The sequence below is a fragment of the Brevundimonas sp. genome, assembly GCF_041911375.1.
GTDB lineage: Bacteria > Pseudomonadota > Alphaproteobacteria > Caulobacterales > Caulobacteraceae > Brevundimonas.
In genome coordinates this window covers 42419-57921 of sequence record NZ_JAYRPA010000022.1, presented here as the reverse complement: position 1 = coordinate 57921, position 15503 = coordinate 42419, and the positions used below count along the sequence as shown (strand labels likewise).

10 protein-coding genes are annotated in these 15503 nt (G+C 66.5%); 7 read left to right on the top strand and 3 right to left on the bottom strand.

All coding sequences use genetic code 11. The annotated features are described in order from the left end of the window. Positions 1-33 precede the first annotated feature (33 nt). Positions 34-2241 (top strand): hypothetical protein, encoded by a 2208-nt coding sequence (locus ACE3PU_RS04430; RefSeq protein WP_374387066.1) that lies wholly within the window; start codon positions 34-36, stop codon positions 2239-2241. A gap of 20 nt (positions 2242-2261) precedes the next feature. Here the strand turns inward: ACE3PU_RS04430 and ACE3PU_RS04425 are convergent, their stop codons facing one another. From ACE3PU_RS04425 to ACE3PU_RS04415, 3 genes are all read right to left on the bottom strand, one after another. Beyond that, positions 2262-3515, bottom strand: a complete 1254-nt coding sequence (locus tag ACE3PU_RS04425; RefSeq protein WP_374387064.1) for an FkbM family methyltransferase — start codon at positions 3513-3515, stop codon at positions 2262-2264. A gap of 268 nt (positions 3516-3783) precedes the next feature. Then, a complete protein-coding gene (locus tag ACE3PU_RS04420; RefSeq protein WP_374387062.1) occupies positions 3784-5343 on the bottom strand; it encodes a cryptochrome/photolyase family protein in 1560 nt (519 codons plus the stop codon). Between the two features lie 212 nt (positions 5344-5555). Then, complete coding sequence (locus tag ACE3PU_RS04415; RefSeq protein ID WP_374387059.1) at positions 5556-6443, bottom strand: SDR family NAD(P)-dependent oxidoreductase; 888 nt, start codon at positions 6441-6443, stop codon at positions 5556-5558. A gap of 185 nt (positions 6444-6628) precedes the next feature. Here ACE3PU_RS04415 and ACE3PU_RS04410 point away from each other — a divergent pair, with 185 nt between their 5' ends. From ACE3PU_RS04410 to ACE3PU_RS04385, 6 genes are all read left to right on the top strand, one after another. Next, positions 6629-8797 (top strand): TonB-dependent receptor, encoded by a 2169-nt coding sequence (locus ACE3PU_RS04410; RefSeq protein WP_374387057.1) that lies wholly within the window; start codon positions 6629-6631, stop codon positions 8795-8797. A gap of 87 nt (positions 8798-8884) precedes the next feature. After that, the gene (locus tag ACE3PU_RS04405) at positions 8885-10471 is read left to right on the top strand and encodes an AMP-binding protein (RefSeq protein ID WP_374387054.1); all 1587 of its coding nucleotides are present in this window, start codon (positions 8885-8887) and stop codon (positions 10469-10471) included. A gap of 73 nt (positions 10472-10544) precedes the next feature. Then, complete coding sequence (locus ACE3PU_RS04400; protein ID WP_374387244.1) at positions 10545-11246, top strand: TetR/AcrR family transcriptional regulator; 702 nt, start codon at positions 10545-10547, stop codon at positions 11244-11246. Continuing rightward, positions 11243-12490: a serine hydrolase domain-containing protein gene (locus ACE3PU_RS04395; RefSeq protein ID WP_374387051.1), complete on the top strand. Its 1248-nt coding sequence runs from the start codon at positions 11243-11245 to the stop codon at positions 12488-12490. Before ACE3PU_RS04400 ends, ACE3PU_RS04395 begins: the two co-directional genes overlap by 4 nt. 33 nt (positions 12491-12523) lie before the next feature. Further along, entirely contained in the window at positions 12524-13849 is a 1326-nt protein-coding gene (locus ACE3PU_RS04390; protein WP_374387049.1) for a spinster family MFS transporter, read from the top strand. Next, positions 13846-15462 (top strand): carboxylesterase/lipase family protein, encoded by a 1617-nt coding sequence (locus ACE3PU_RS04385; RefSeq protein ID WP_374387047.1) that lies wholly within the window; start codon positions 13846-13848, stop codon positions 15460-15462. Before ACE3PU_RS04390 ends, ACE3PU_RS04385 begins: the two co-directional genes overlap by 4 nt. Positions 15463-15503 lie beyond the last annotated feature (41 nt).

Here is a 15503-nt window from a genome sequence, read left to right as displayed (position 1 = left end):
TGAGGGGAATTGGGTCCACCGCAATCTGGCGGCATGGCCCGTCTCACGATCCCCGACGAACCCACATCCGTCGCGTTCACCGTAACGACGGCGGAAGACACCTTTCCGATCAGCTTCTCGCTGTTCGAGAAGGCGAACCTGCGGGTGTTCGTTGATCTCGAGGAACTGGATCAATCCGACTTCACGTTCTCGGGTACGCTGCTGGAGGGCGGCGGGTATGAGGGCGGAACGGTCGTCCTGAACGATGCCGTCGAAAACACGACGGTGCGGATCAAGCGCCGCGTGAAGCCCATCCGCACGGACAACTTCGCGCCGGCAGGCAATGTGCCGGTCCGAGCCGTGGACATGGCGATGAACCGGCTGGTTGCTCAGCAGCAGGACATCGTCAACATGGTTGGCGATCTCGACGTGGAGGGACTCGAGCAAGCCTCCGCGGACGCGATTGAAGCGGCCGGCGCGGCAGAAGCGGCGCGGGATCAGGTGCTGGAAGAATCGGCCAGCCTCCTGAAAAAGGACGGCTCCAACATTCCTCCTGCGACGGTGGCTGATCCATCCGGTGCCCTCGCGCTCCGGACGGCGCAAAACCTGTTCTTCGTCACGCCCGAGGACTTCGGCGCAGTGCCGGACGATCCCGCCACGGACAACTCTGCCGCCATAGCCCGCGCCGAGGCCTTCCTCGCTGCGCTGCCTTATCGCGGCGAGCTGCGCTTTGCGGACGGCAGAGACTACTACTTCAAGTCGACCCTGAACATGAACCGCCCTGCAGGGGTGTGGCGCGGATCGCTCACGCGGCTAATCTATAACGGTGCCTCCACAACGACTGACCTGGTCGTGTTCGGTTCCACCGCTGCAATCAATGTGGCGACCGAGCTGAAGGACGCTCTGATGCAGGGCTTCCAGATTCTTTCGGTCACTCAAATGACCGGCGGAACGGCGTTGCGCGCTCGCAAGGCTGTCGAGAGCAATTTCCAGGACGTGGAGCTGCAAACGCAGCGAGGCTACGAAACGCTCGGAAACAACCTGTGGCACGGCTTCTGGCTGGAATGGGGATCGACCGTCGCAATCTCGGGGATCGCGTATGTCTGCCAGGGAGACGCAATCCGAGTGAACGGCGCGCCTGCTGGGTACAGCGGCGGCAAGTCGGACCTGTTCATCAACGTCAACAAGATTTCCGGCGCTCAGGTCGGCCTTCACCTGGGGGGCGCGTTCGGCGGGGTTTATTGCTCCCCCGACACGACCTTCATCTCGAACACGATCCACCTTCTTGAAGACAACAAAATCAACAACGTGGAGTTCTCGTGGGGGTCAGAAGCCAACCGCGAGTTCTTCGCTGACGGTTCGGTGTTCGACTTCACCGCCGACAATCCCGACTTTGCTCCCGGTTCAGGCGGGGCGAACATCCAGATTGACGGGCCGGGCGAATGCCTGTTCACGTTCTCCGGCTGCTGGATCGCAGGCGGCAAGGGCGCGAACGTCTGGATCAATTCCACGTCGGGAGCCAAGGTAAACTTTACCGGATGCCGCTTCTTCGACGCCCAACCTCACGCGACGAATGGCCTGCTGGGGGACGGTGTGCTGGTTGACGGCACCAGCGCCTTCGTCAACATCACCGGCGGGTCGATCCACGGCTACCGTGGCTACGGCATCAACCCTCGCACCAACGGTCACGGTGTGATGTGGAACGGCTTGCTGATCTACTCGGGCGAGCCTGGGTCGCAGCCGATCAACCGAACGACCACGACGAACGCCATCGCGGACTTCGGGAACATCAGGGCGCGCAGCCTTCAGAGCCTCGGCAATGTCACCATCGCCGATGGCCAAGCCCTATTCATCGGCACTTCCGCGATGGGTTTCTACACGACAGGAACCATCCGTTACCACGAGTTCAACCCGAACGCCTTCATCAGCTACGCCACCACGGACCCGGAATACACCTTCGCCCTTCCGGGCAGCTCGAACGCCTTGAAGCTTCATCCGGCCGGGCTTTCCCTACTAGGTCAGCCGTATATCGCCTGGAAGGTCGTGAGCGGCACGACCAGCGCGGGAGGGGCCGGCAGCGCGGTGCATGGCATCCCCTCCCTTCCGGCGCGCGTCATGGTCGCCCAAGCGCACGTGACTGAGACGGGAGGCGATACAACGCCGTATCAGATGAAGACTGACGGCACTAGCCTCGGCTTTTCTGGCGCGTCGCCCAATCGCCCTTGGAAGGGGTTCGTCATTTATCTCCGCGACGCGATGTAAAGCAGAATTAACAACGACACCTAGACCCGCGTGTTGACCCAGATCTGTTCGCCGTCGACGGGGTAGTGGAACGACAGGTCTGGGTTCTGAACGGCGCGGGTCGGAACCTCGTATTCCAGATACCAGCCATTGCTGGAGAACAGCTCGATCAGGGCCGCATCGATCGCCCGGGAGTGGCAACCGACGACCGCCCTATGCACGAACTCGTTCATCTCGCCGATGGCCGATTCCAGCACCGCTTGCTCGTGACCCTGGATGTCGATGTGAAGCAGATCGACGCGCCCTTCCTGCCGGATGAGGTTCGCGAGCCCAACGCATTCGATCCGCTCCAGGCGCCCCCGCACCTCGGCAGAGTCCCGCTCGCCCTCGTCGAAGACCGCGCCGGCGCCGTAGTCTGAACGCGGGTCGTGGAGAACAGGAAACTCCGCGAAGCCATCTTCGACGCCGACGATCGCGTGGCGCAGGAGGTGCGCGCTCGGATCGAGCCCATTGTCAAGGAAGTTCTGAACCAGGAACTCATAGTGGTGGGGGTCCGCCTCGACGCCGATCAGGCGAAGGTCGGTGATGCCACGCAGCTCGGCCGCCTTGGCGCAGCTCATCAGCCACGGCCCCCAGCCGGCGCCCAGCTCCATCATCACGAACCGGTCCTTGGCCTCCAGAACAGAGCGGAGGGAGCCGACCCACTCCCCGATACCGTGCAGGCTCGGGTTCAGGTGACTGGGGATAGGCTCGACCGTTCCATCCTTCCACGCCAAGTCAGGGTGCAGGAACGCAACGCGCGTCTTGGCGCCGAGGAAGTTCGTGCAGAACGCCTTCGTCGGCTTGACCTCCGGCAGGGGCGCCAGGGATCGGAACGTGCTGAGATCGGACAGGAACAGCGCGTCTGGGCTGCGGGCCTCGAACTCCCGGCTGCGGAAGACTGACCGCAAGTCCTTCACGCTGGCCATGCTCGGCGCATGCATCGCGACCTCTTCGTCGGACAGCTCGCGACGCAGACCAAGGCGACTGGACCAGCGCACGCCTTGCGCGAAGTCCAGGCCTTCCTCGTCGGCGTCGTCGGGGCGGGACGCCGCCCACATCGGCCACTGCTGAAGCTCGGGCAGGGCCAGGAAGCGCGACCGCAATTCCTCGGCGTTGCTGCATCCCTCCCAGATCGGCGCGTCGGCTTCGGTCGGCCGGCGCCCCAAGAGCATGCGAATGCCCCACTCCCCTCCTTCGCGCATATTGATCGCCGCACCTGCCTCTTGGCCTACCAGCGCTTTCACGTCGTCCATCATAACCCCTCACTTCCTCGTTGTATTTTGCACATCACGAATTGACTGTCACGGCCCGCCCAGAACGTCAGACTGATTTCCAGATGCCAATCAAAACAGCCGTTTAGCATCCGTAAATTTTCAGGGGTGAAAACAAGAACGTTCTTTGTTTTCAAAGGGCGGCAAGCGACTCTTAATCAGCGGGTCCACAGTTCGAACCTGTGATCACCCACCATCGTCTTCCTTCTCTTCAGCAGGTATTCGATTTCCCGCCGCCTTGAGGGCGTCGTCAGGCGTTCGGCGGGAGTTTTGCGCCCAGCGACAGGCGCGCCGCCTCCGATTCTGCCAGCAGGCTCGCGCGTCTGGCTTCGCCGAAACCGTCCAGGGTCCGATACGGCATGGCCAGGCGGTGATTGCCGGAGAGGCGCGCCCGGTTGCGTTCGAGGAAACCCCAGTAAAGCCGGTTGAACGGGCACGCGCCCTCTCCGGCGGCGGCCTTCACGTCGTAGCGGCAGGGCCCGCAATAGTTGCTCATGCGATTGATGTACGACCCTGACGCCGCATAGGGTTTCGAGCCCACGACGCCGCCGTCCGCAAAGGTCGCCATGCCGCGCGTGTTGGGCATTTCGACCCACTCATAGGCGTCGGCGTAGACCGTCATGTACCAGTCGTCGACGGCGTCCGGATGGACGCCCAGCAGCATGGCCAGATTGCCGGTGATCATCAGCCGCTGGATGTGGTGGGCGTAGGCGTTGGTTCGGCTGGTGGCCACGACGTCCGCGACGCAAGCCATGTCGGTCTCGCCTGACCAGTAGAACCACGGCAGTTCGCGATCCGCATCCAGGGCGTTGTGATGCCGGTACTCAGGCGCCTTGAGCCAGTAGACGCCGCGCATGTACTCCCGCCACCCCAGGATCTGGCGAATGAATCCCTCGACCGCGTTCAGGGGCGCCCGTCCGGCGCGATACGCCGCCTCGGCGCGGCGACAGATGTCCAGGGCGTCAAGCAGGCCGAGGTTGATCGAGGTCGAGATCAGCCCATGCCACATCCACGGCTCGCCCTCGGCCATGGCGTCCTGCCATTCGCCGAAGCCCGGCAAGATGTTTTGGAGGAAGTCCTCAAGCACGACCTCGGCCTCGGCCGCCGTCGTAGGCCAGCTGAAACCCTCCAGGTCGCCGAAATGATCGGAAAACAGCCGCGCCACGTCCTCGATCGCTTCAAGGGTGATCGGTGATGGCGCAGTCCGCAGACGGTTCGGCGGACGAACCCCTCTGGCCAGCTTGCGCCGGTTCTCGGCGTCATAGTTCCAGCGCCCGCCCTCGGGCTGGTCGCCGTCCATCAACAGTCCGGTCTGCCGGCGCATCTCCCGATAGAAGAATTCCATCCGAAGCTCGCGCTTGTCCTTCGCCCACCGCCGGAACCGATCGTGCGAGCAGATGAAGCGCCGATCCTCCCGGATTTCGACGGAGACCGGCGAGACTCCGGCGAAAGCCTCAAACGCCTGAGCCAGCCGCCACTCGCCGGCCTCCGTCAGGACGACCGCATCGAAACGTCCCGCCTCGATCGCGCGGTGAAGCTCACCGGCTATGGAATGGCTGTTTTCCGGGTCGTCGATCCGGACATAGCGCACCGCGACGCCCCGAGCGGTCAGTTCGGACGCGAAGGCGCGCATGGCGGCGAAAACCAGCGCGATCTTCTGCTTGTGATGACGGACGTAGGTCGCCTCATCGCGAACCTCCGCCATAAGCACGACGTCGCGGCGAGAATCGAGATCTTCAAGGGCTGCGACATTGCTGGACAGCTGGTCGCCGAGCACAAGCCGGAGGACGGACGTGTTCCCATCGCTCATGATTTGAACCGCACCGTCTCATCCATGATGGACTGATACGCCGGCCAAATCCCGTTGGACTTCACCTCCTTGAGTCCCTGATCTCCTTGGGCAAGGCCCTTGGGCGTCAGACTCGCTCGGTGCGATCCTGGCATGGCAGCGAGACGCGGGCGTTCCGAGTACAGACCGCCCGCCATGACTGTCCCGCCGCGCAAGACGCCCCCGTCCGGCCCCTAGATGGACCGCGCTGCGCGTCCTGGATGGCTGACCTCGTGATTGTATTGAGCCGCTCCGGATTCGGGAACAGACTCCAGCGTGCGATCGCTGATGAGGGCCCACTGGGACGCGATCTGGTCGGCGGCGTCCGGGGCGTCACCGACATAGATGCCTTGCGTCATGGTGATGTGCGCCTGTTCGAAGGCGCCGGCGCCGGCCAGCAGGATGGTGCGGGTAGGGGCGTTTTCGCTCGCCAGGGCGACGACGCCCGGACTGACCAGATCGGTGGACAATCCCCGCAAGTCCTCCTCCGAGTACAGTCCCTCGGTCATCCGCGTCGCCGCGCTCGGCGCCAGGCAGTTGACGTGAATGCCGGACTTCTGGCCCTCCAGAGCCAGGGTCTGCATCAGACCGACCAGCGCCATCTTGGCCGCGCCATAGTTGGACTGGCCGAAATTGCCGTACAGGCCGGACGAGGAGGTGGTGAAGATCACCCGGCCGTAGCCCTTGTTGCGCATGTGCGGCCAGGCCGCCTTGGTCAGGTTGACCGACCCCATCAGATGCACGTCCAGCACCAGGGCGAAATCGTCGAGATCCATCTTGGCGAAGGTCTTGTCACGCAGGATGCCCGCATTGTTGACCAGGATGTCGACCCCGCCCCAACGCTCGACCACGCCTTCCACCATGGCGAAGACGGCGTCCCGGTCGGTCACGCTGCAGGTCCAGGGCATGGCCTCGCCGCCCGCCGCGCGGATCTCCTCGGCGACGGCCTCGCAGGCGGCGGACGCCAGGTCGTTGACCACCACCCGGGCGCCATGGCGCGCCAGCGCCAACGCGTGGCTGCGGCCCAAGCCGCCGCCGGCGCCCGTGACAATGGCCACACGGCCTGAAAGATCGATGCTCATCCTGTTTCCCCTGTTCCGGTCATTGCCGATAGGCCCGCCTTCGGGCGGGGCGCACTCTGATGATCCTGGCCGAAAGGTCAACATTCACTCGCCGGCTAGTGAATGTTGACGGTGCAGGAAATCGGTGCGACCTTGGCTTCACGGCGCCGACAGAGCGTCCGAGGAAACATCGTGGGAGGAAGACCATGGGCCGCAAGCTCTGGCTGACGACATCCGCCGCCCTGCTGTGGGCGAGCGCCGCACAGGCGCAGGACGCCGCGCCGCAACAGACCAACGACGACCAGGAGGCGACCGTCGTGGGTGAGGTGCTCGTCACCGCCGAACGCCGCACCACCAACCTTCAGGAAACCGCCGTCGCCGCCACCGTGCTCTCTGGCGAGAGCCTGGACGACCGCGGGGTCTTCTCGCTGGAGCAACTGCAGTTCGTGGCGCCGTCCACGACCGTCCAGAACTTCGGCCAGGGCAACTTCTTCAACGTGCGCGGCATCGGCAAGTCGGAGCCCACGACGGCCATCGGCGTGGGCGTGACCACCTATCGTGACGGCGTTCCGGTCTTCCCCGGCTATTTCCAGACCGAGCCCTATTACGACATCGGCAGCGTGGAACTGCTGCGCGGCCCGCAGGGCACCTTCGCCGGCACCAACGCCACGGGCGGCGCGGTCTTCATCACTTCGCGCAATCCCGACTTCACGGGCATCAACGGCTATGTGATGGGCCAGGTTGGCAACTACGACAACGTCAAGGTCCAGGGGGCGGTCAACCTGCCGCTCAGCGACACCCTCGCCGCGCGCTTCGCCATCAACAGCGAGAAGCGCAGCAGTTTCCACGACATCACGGGCCCCTATCGCGGCAGCCCCGGCGACGTGGACATGAACAGCGTCCGCGCCAGCTTCCTGTGGACGCCGACGACGGCCCTGCGGGTTCTGTTGAAGGCCGACTACAACAAGCTGGACTTCGGCGGCTATCCGGCCGACCCCGTCCTGTCGACCAACGATCCGTTCGAGATCACCGCCAACGGTCCGCACTCGGGCATCGACGAGACGGCCCGGGTTTCGCTGAACGTCAGCTATGTGTTCGACAACGGCGTCACGCTGCGCTCGATCACCGGCTATCAGGACGGGATCAGCGAGTTCTCGACCGACCTGGACGGCACCAGCGCGCTGAACAACACCTTCTATGACCGCGTCGAGGAAGACGTCTGGTCCCAGGAGATCAACCTGGTGTCGCCCGACAACCAGCGCCTGACCTGGCTGCTGGGCGCCTTCTGGCAGCAGGACAACGTCACCTTCCCCGTCACCACCTTCCCCGAAGGCGCCTATCACGTCGGCTTCCCCGAAGGCGTCCTCGACTACTACATCTTCGGCGAGACGCCCAAGGAGACCAAGGCCGTCTTTGGTCAGGTCAGCTACGATCTCTCCGACCGGCTGCAGGTGCAACTGGGCGCCCGGTGGTCGGAAAGCACCTCGCGCAACGAGAATGTCTATACGACCTACCCCGCGCTGGGCCTGCAACTGCTCCAGAATGACGAGGTCACGGCCGAAAAGACCACCGGCAAGCTGAGCATCAACTACAAGATCGACGACAACAACTTCGTCTACGGCTTCGTGGCGAACGGCTTCAAGATGGGCGGGCTGAACGCGCCGAACTTCTATGCGCCAGCGAGCGCGTTCGGCCCGGAGGACGTGGTCGATTACGAACTGGGCTGGAAGTCCACGATGTTCGGCGGTCAGGTCCGCACCCAGCTCGGCGCCTACTACATGACCTATGAAGGGTTCCAGGTGGTCGTCGGCGATCCGGCCGTTCCGCTGTTCAGCTCGATCGTCAACGTCGCGGACGAGACGGTCCTGATGGGCTTGGAGGCCTCGGCGCAGGTGCGCCTGGACGCCTGGACCGTGGACGTCGGCGCCGCCGTCTCAAACTCCGAACTGGGCCAGTTCTACGCCGCCGATCCCCGCGTCGCCCGCAGCGGAACCTGCGACGCCGACACAGGACCGGAAACGGCCAACTGCCTGAACCTCGACGGCAACACTCAGGGCTATGCGCCCGAGCTGACCTTCAACATCGGGGTCCAGTACGACTTCGCCCTGCCCAACGGCTCGACCCTCTCGCCGCGCATCGACTACGCGCACATCGGCGAGTCCTGGACCAGCATCTTCAACAACGCAGCCTTGGGCGACCGCCTGGAGGCGCGCAACCTGGTCAACCTGCTGCTCAGCTACAAGACCGGCGACTGGACGCTGGCGGCCTATGCGCTGAACGCGACGGACCAGACCTACATCGCCGCCGTCAACTCGCGCCTGCGCTATGCGGGCGCCCCCCGACAGTTCGGCGTCAATCTGACGAAGACCTTCTGATCCTGACAGGGCGGCGGCCCGCCGGCCGCCGCCCTCTTCGCTCGCCGCCCTTCCGGCTCCCGTAACCGTCTGGACTTTCGCTCAAGGATGATCGGCTCCTCTCCCGGCTTCATGCAGGACTACGCCCTGACCGTGGACCGCTTCCTGGATCACGGCGCCAAATGGCACGGGTCCGCGCAGGTGGTGACCGCCGGCGCGGAGACCGATCAGGGCCTCGGCTATGCGGAGCTACGCCCCCGCGCCAATCGCCTGTCCGGCGCCCTGCTGGACTTCGGCCTGAAGCCTGGCGACCGCATCGCCACCCTGGCCTGGAACACCCAGCATCATGTCGAGGTCTGGTACGCCGCCATGGGCGTGGGCCTGGTCTGTCACACCCTGAACCCCCGGCTGACCGTCGCGCATCTGGCGGCCATGGTCGCCAAGGCGGACGACCGGGTCCTGGCCGTGGGCGCCGGCCTGCGCGACATGGCCGAGGCCCTGCTGGACGCCTGTCCTTCGCTTGAGCGGCTGATCCTCCTGGATGGAGAGACGCCCGAGGCTGGACGCCCCGAGATCTCGGACCTGGAGGGCTTGCTGGCTGCAAGGGGCCGCGCCGTTCCCTGGGGCCAATTCGACGAAGGCGCACTGGCCGGCCTGTGCTTCACCTCGGGCACCACCGGCGCGCCGAAGGGCGTCGCCTACACCCACCGATCCAACTACCTGCACACTCTTCGCGCGCTTCAGGCGGACTCCATCGCCCTGACCGCCCAGGACACCGTCCTGGTCGCCGTGCCGATGTTTCACGCCAACGCCTGGGGGCTGCCGTTCGCGGCGCCCGCCGTTGGGGCGCAGCTGGTTTTGCCGGGTCGCGCGACCGACGGCGCCAGTCTCGCCCGGCTGATCGACCGCCATCAGGTCACCGTCGCCGTCGGCGTGCCCACCGTCTGGCTGGGCCTGCTGGATCACCTCGACGCGGCCGGCGGCGAGACTCCCAGTCTCGAACGCATCATCATCGGCGGTTCCAGCTGTCCCGACAGCCTGCTCAGGCGGATGGAGACGCGCTTCGGCGCCACGGTCCAGACCAGCTGGGGCATGACGGAGCTGTCGCCTCTGGGCGCCATCTCGCCCCGCAGTGACACGCCAGGCGCCGCGCGGGGCTCGGGCCGTCCGCCGATGGGCCTGGACCTGCTGCTCACCGACGCGGACGGCGTCCCCCTGCCCGATCAGCGCAACACCGTCGGCCACCTGAAGGTGAAGGGGCAGAGCGTGGTGAAGACCTATTTCGGCGCCAGCAGGCCCGCTGTCGACGCCGACGGCTGGTTCGACACCGGCGACCTGGCGCAGCTGGACGACGCCGGCAACCTGACGCTGGCGGGCCGCTCCAAGGACCTGATCAAGTCCGGCGGCGAATGGATCAATCCGGTCGAGATCGAGGAGATCATCGGCGCCCTGCCCGCCGTCGGACTGGTGGCCGTGATCGGCCGGGCCGATCCGAAATGGGGGGAACGGCCCCTGATGGTGATCGAACCCGCCCGCGACCAGGCGGTCAGCGACGAAGGCCTGAAGGCGGCGCTGAAGGGCCAGGTCGCCGACTGGTGGATCCCCGAACGGATCGTGCGGGTCCAGGCCATGCCCCTGGCCGCCACGGGCAAGATCAACAAGGCGTTGCTTCGCGCCACTTATGGAGGCGCTTAGGATGGCCGCCGTCTTCTTCATCGAGTCGGCGCCCCGTCTGCAGCAGGGGCCAGAACGCCCCGAGGCCCAGACCATGACCACGCCCGTCCGTAAGCCCCGCCGCAAGGCCGAGCAGCGCGCCGAAACCCTGGAGCAGTTGCTCGACGCGGCCGAGGAGCTGTTCTCGCGCCACGGCTTCTACGGCGTGACGATCAAGGACATCGCCGACAAGGTGGGCGTCCACAAGTCGTTGATCCACTACTACTTCACCGACAAGCAGCAGGTGTTCGACAAGGTCATGGCGCGCCGCGCGCCGGTGACCAGCGGGCGCCGGATGGAAGCGTTGGACGCCTATGAGGCGGCCGCCGGCGGCAAGCCGACGGTCGAAGGGGCGCTGCGCGCCTTCCTCGACACGGACCTCGACACCTATTCGACGGGCGGCGACGGCTGGCGGCACTTTGGCGCCCTCAGCGCCCAGATCAACAACACCCCCGCCTGGGGCGCCGAGGTGATGGATCGCCTCTACGACCCCGTCGTCCTGCGCCTGATCGACCTGCTGAAACAGGCCCTGCCAGAAGCCGCCGAGGAAGACATCTTCTGGGGCTACCATTTCGTCACCGGCGCCCTGACCCTCAGCCTGGCTCGGACGGGCCGGATCGACCACCTGTCCGGCGGAAAGTGCCGGTCCGACGACTTCGAGGCGATCAAGGCGCGAATGGCCGCCTTCATGGCCCACGGCTTCATCGGCGTCTGCCGCGACCGGGCCGAGGAACGGCGAAAGCAGGCGCGCGAATGACCGCCGGCGGCCTTCCCTTCGCGTCGAGCCCCGAGGCCCTCGGCTTCGACTCCCGCCGCCTCGCCGATCTCGACGGCTATATGTCGGGCATGGTCCATGCGGGGCAGGTTGCGGGAACGTCCACCCTGCTGATGCGCCACGGGCAGATCGCCGCCTTCACCACATTCGGCCACGCGCGTCTGGGCGATGACGCGCCCCTGGCCCGCGACGCCATCTTCCGCATCTATTCCATGACCAAGCCCGTGACCGGCGTGGCCATGATGATCCTGTTCGAACAGGGCCTGTGGCGCCTGGACGACCCGATCACCGACCACCTGCCGGAGTTCAAGGGCCAAAAGGTCTACGCCGGCCTCGCCGACGACGGGACGATGCGGACGGTTCAGGCCGACCGTCCGCCGACGATGCGGGAGCTGATGAGCCATACCGCCGGCTTCGGCTACGGCCTGTTCGACATCCATCCGATCGAGCGCGCCTATCGCGAGGCCGGCGTGATGACGGCCGACAGCCATCAGCAGCTTGTCGAACGGGCGGCCCGCATTCCACTGATGTTCCAGCCGGGAACCGAGTGGTTCTATTCCATCGCCACGGACCTGCAGGCGGTGGTGGTCGAGCGGCTGTCCGGCATGGCCTTCGGCGACTTCCTGCGCACCCGCATCTTCGCCCCGCTGGGCATGGTCGACACCGGCTTTCAGGTTCCCGCGGATCAGGTCCATCGCCTGGCCGAGATGTATTCGGATGACGGTGCGGGCGGGCTGAAGGTCACGACGCTGGCCTTCGACATGCCGATCAATGACTACACCCGCCCGCCCCGGTTCGAGGGCGGCGGCGGCGGTCTGGTCTCCACGGCCATCGACTACGCCCGCTTCTGTCAGATGGTGCTGAACAGGGGCCAGCTGGACGGCGTCCGCATCATTAAGCCCGAGACGGTCGAGCTGATGGCCACCAACGTGGTCGCGGAGGCCGTGCTCAACTCCTCCAACCCTCTGCGCCTGCTGCCCTTCAATGCGGCCCTGACCTTCGGGCTGGACTTCGCCATCACCGAGGACCCTCAGCGGCTCGGCCTGTCCGAGGGCAGGGGCACGCTCAGCTGGGGCGGCGGCGGCGGCACATGGTTCTGGATCGATCCCGAGAACGACGTGGTCTTCGTCGGCCTGATCCAGCGCATGGCGGATCCCGTCAGCAACGAATTCCGCGCCAAGGCGCGCACCTACACCTACGCGGCGCTGACCCATCCCGAAAAATAGACGGGCCGCCGGGCCCGCAGCCGAGGAAACGACATGAGTGCAACCCCGATCGAATCCGGAGGCCCGCCCGCCGCCAAACCCTCGGTGGGCGGACGCGCTTGGGTCGCCCTGGGCGTCCTGTGGTTCATCTATGTGCTGAACTTCCTGGACCGGCAGCTGCTGTCGATCCTCGCCAAGCCGATCCAGGATGCGCTCCACATCACCGACGGCCAGCTGGGCCTGCTCGGCGGACTGTATTTCGCGTTCTTCTACTGCTTCATCGCCATACCGGTGGGGTGGCTGGCCGATCGCACCAATCGCGTGGCCGTCGTCTCCATCGCCTGCGGCGTCTGGAGCGCCGCCACCATCGCCTGCGGCCTGTCGCGAAACTTCGGCCAGCTGGCGGTGTCGCGCATGACCGTGGGCTTCGGCGAGGCGGGCGGCGTGCCCCCGTCCTACGCCATCATCACCGACTACTTTCCGCCCGGCCGTCGCGGCATGGCGCTGGGGATCTACAACCTCGGCCCGCCTGTCGGCGCCGCCCTGGGCATCGCCTTCGGCGCCTCGGTGGCCGCCGCCTTCAGCTGGCGCGACGCCTTCATCGCCATAGGCGTCGTCGGCCTGATCGTCGCCGCGGTCACGCCTTTCCTGGTCAAGGAGCCCCGGCGCGGCGGCTTGGACAAGGCCGCCACCGGCGCCGCTTCCGCCGCGCCCGCCCGTGCCGGCTTCTGGGCCACGGTGAAGATGTTCTTCTCCACCCCCACGCTGGTGCTGGCCGCGCTGGGCAGCGGCGTGACCCAGATCGTCACCTACGGCCTGGGCAACTTCGCCGTGCTGTTCCTGATGCGCGAGAAGGGCATGACCCTGAACGACGTGGCCCTGTGGTACGCCCTGGTCGTGGCCGTCGGCATGGGCGGCGGCATCTTCGCCTCGGGCTGGCTGATCGACCGCTACACCCGGCGGTCGAAGAAGGCCTACGCCCTGCTGCCGGCGATGTCGCTGGCCCTGGCCCTGCCGTTCTACATCGCCTTCGTCTGGGCCCCGTCGTGGCCGCTGGCGCTGGCCCTCATGCTGGGGCCGAACTTCCTGAACTACTTCTACCTGTCGTCCTCGGTGGCGCTGGTGCAGGAAGAGGTCAGGCCGAACCAGCGCGTCATGGCCGGCGCCCTGCTGCTGCTGGTGATGAACTTCATCGGCATGGGCGTGGGGCCGACCTATGTCGGCGCCGCCAGCGACTTTTTCCGCGCGACGCACCCGGACAACTCGCTGCAGATCGCGCTCTACACCCTGATCCCCGTCTATCTGGCCGCCATCGGCCTCTTTCTGTGGCTGGCCCGCGTGCTGGGCCGCGACACCTCGAGAGCGGAGACTGTTCGATGATCGCCAAACTGCTCGGCGCCGGAGCCGCCCTGACCCTGCTCGCCAGCGCGGCCGCTGCATCGTCGTCTCCCGTCGTGACCGCCCCGGCCGGCGCCGTTCGCGGCTTGGCCGAAGGCGAGATCGCCAGCTTCAAGGGCATACCCTACGCCGCCCCGCCCGTCGGTCAGATGCGCTGGCGCCCGCCCGCCCCCGCCCCCGTCTGGACCGGCGTCCGCGACGCGGCCCAGTTCGGCCCCGCCTGCATCCAGCCGACGCCCCTCGTCCAGTCGATCTATTCCGCCGACCTCGGCCGAACCAGCGAGGACTGTCTGACCCTCAACGTCTGGACCCCGGACCTCGCCGGCAAGGCGCCGGTCATGGTTTGGATCCACGGCGGCGCCCTGGTGACCGGCTCCAGCAAGGAGACGCTCTACGACGGCGCCCGACTGGCGCGGGAAGGCGTGGTGGTGGTGTCGATCAACTACCGCCTCGGCGTCCTTGGCTGGCTGTCCCATCCCGACCTCAGCGCCGAAAGTCCGGCGAACGTTTCCGGCAATTACGGCCTGCTGGATCAGGTCGCCGCGCTGGAATGGATCAAGCGCAACATCGCCAGTTTCGGCGGCGACCCGGACAAGGTCACCATCGCCGGCGAGTCCGCGGGCGGCCTCAGCGTGCTGTATCTGATGAGCTCGCCGCTCGCCCGGGGCCTCTTCGACCGGGCCATCGCCCAGAGCGCCTACATGATCTCCACGCCCGAGCTGAAGCAGGCGCGGCACGGCGCGCCTGCGGCGGAGGCGGCGGGCGTCGCCCTGGCCCGCACGCTGCAGGCGCCCAGCCTGCGCGTGCTGCGCGGCCTGGATCCCCAGGACCTGACGGATCGCGCCGCGCGGGGCGGCTTCGCCAGCTTCGGCGTCGTCGACGGCGTGGTCCTCCCACGACAGATCGTCGAAGTGTTCGACCGGGGCGAGCAGGCCAAGGTTCCCGTGCTCGCCGGCTTCAACAGCGGCGAGATCCGATCCCTGCGCATGCTGGCGCCGCCCGTGCCGAGCAGCGTCGCCGACTATGAACGCACGATCCGCGACCGGTACGGCGATCTGGCCGACGAATTCCTGCGTCTCTATCCGTCCTCGGACATGGGGGAAAGCATCCTCGCCGCCAGCCGCGACGGCCTTTACGGCTGGACCTCCGAGCGCCTGGTCCGGTCCCAGACCGCCGCCGGCCAGCCCTCGTTCCTGTATCTGTTCGACCACGGCTATCCCGCTGCGGACACGTCCGGGCTCCACGCCTTCCACGCCAGCGAACTGCCCTACATGTTCGGCAATCTGAAGCGGACGCCGCCCCGCTGGCCCGCGATCCCGGAGACGTCCGCGGAGACGCGGCTCAGCGATGCGATAGTCGCCTACTGGACCGGCTTCGTCCGCGACGGCCAGCCCGGCGGCGCCGCTTCGCCGGCCTGGGTGCCCTATGGCGACCAGGGCGCCTTCATGCACTTCGAAGACGCCCCCGTGCCGGGCGCGGACCTACTTCCCGGCATGTTCGAACTGCACGAAGCCGCCGTCCAGCGCCGTCGCGCTGCGGGCGACCAGCCCTGGAACTGGAACACCGGCCTGGCATCCCCTCGCCTGTCGCCCTGATCCGAACGGTGCGGGCGCCGACGGCTTGCTCCTCTGGGGCC

What these genes read in the sequence shown, in the direction of transcription:
- ACE3PU_RS04415 (WP_374387059.1), bottom strand. Translation starts at nt 6,443, where the DNA reads ATGAGCATCGATCTTTCAGGCCGTGTGGCCATTGTCACGGGCGCCGGC.
- ACE3PU_RS04385 (WP_374387047.1), top strand. Translation starts at nt 13,846, where the DNA reads ATGATCGCCAAACTGCTCGGCGCCGGAGCCGCCCTGACCCTGCTCGCC.
- ACE3PU_RS04425 (WP_374387064.1), bottom strand. Translation starts at nt 3,515, where the DNA reads ATGGACGACGTGAAAGCGCTGGTAGGCCAAGAGGCAGGTGCGGCGATC.
- ACE3PU_RS04410 (WP_374387057.1), top strand. Translation starts at nt 6,629, where the DNA reads ATGGGCCGCAAGCTCTGGCTGACGACATCCGCCGCCCTGCTGTGGGCG.
- ACE3PU_RS04430 (WP_374387066.1), top strand. Translation starts at nt 34, where the DNA reads ATGGCCCGTCTCACGATCCCCGACGAACCCACATCCGTCGCGTTCACC.
- ACE3PU_RS04395 (WP_374387051.1), top strand. Translation starts at nt 11,243, where the DNA reads ATGACCGCCGGCGGCCTTCCCTTCGCGTCGAGCCCCGAGGCCCTCGGC.
- ACE3PU_RS04405 (WP_374387054.1), top strand. Translation starts at nt 8,885, where the DNA reads ATGATCGGCTCCTCTCCCGGCTTCATGCAGGACTACGCCCTGACCGTG.
- ACE3PU_RS04400 (WP_374387244.1), top strand. Translation starts at nt 10,545, where the DNA reads ATGACCACGCCCGTCCGTAAGCCCCGCCGCAAGGCCGAGCAGCGCGCC.
- ACE3PU_RS04420 (WP_374387062.1), bottom strand. Translation starts at nt 5,343, where the DNA reads ATGAGCGATGGGAACACGTCCGTCCTCCGGCTTGTGCTCGGCGACCAG.
- ACE3PU_RS04390 (WP_374387049.1), top strand. Translation starts at nt 12,524, where the DNA reads ATGAGTGCAACCCCGATCGAATCCGGAGGCCCGCCCGCCGCCAAACCC.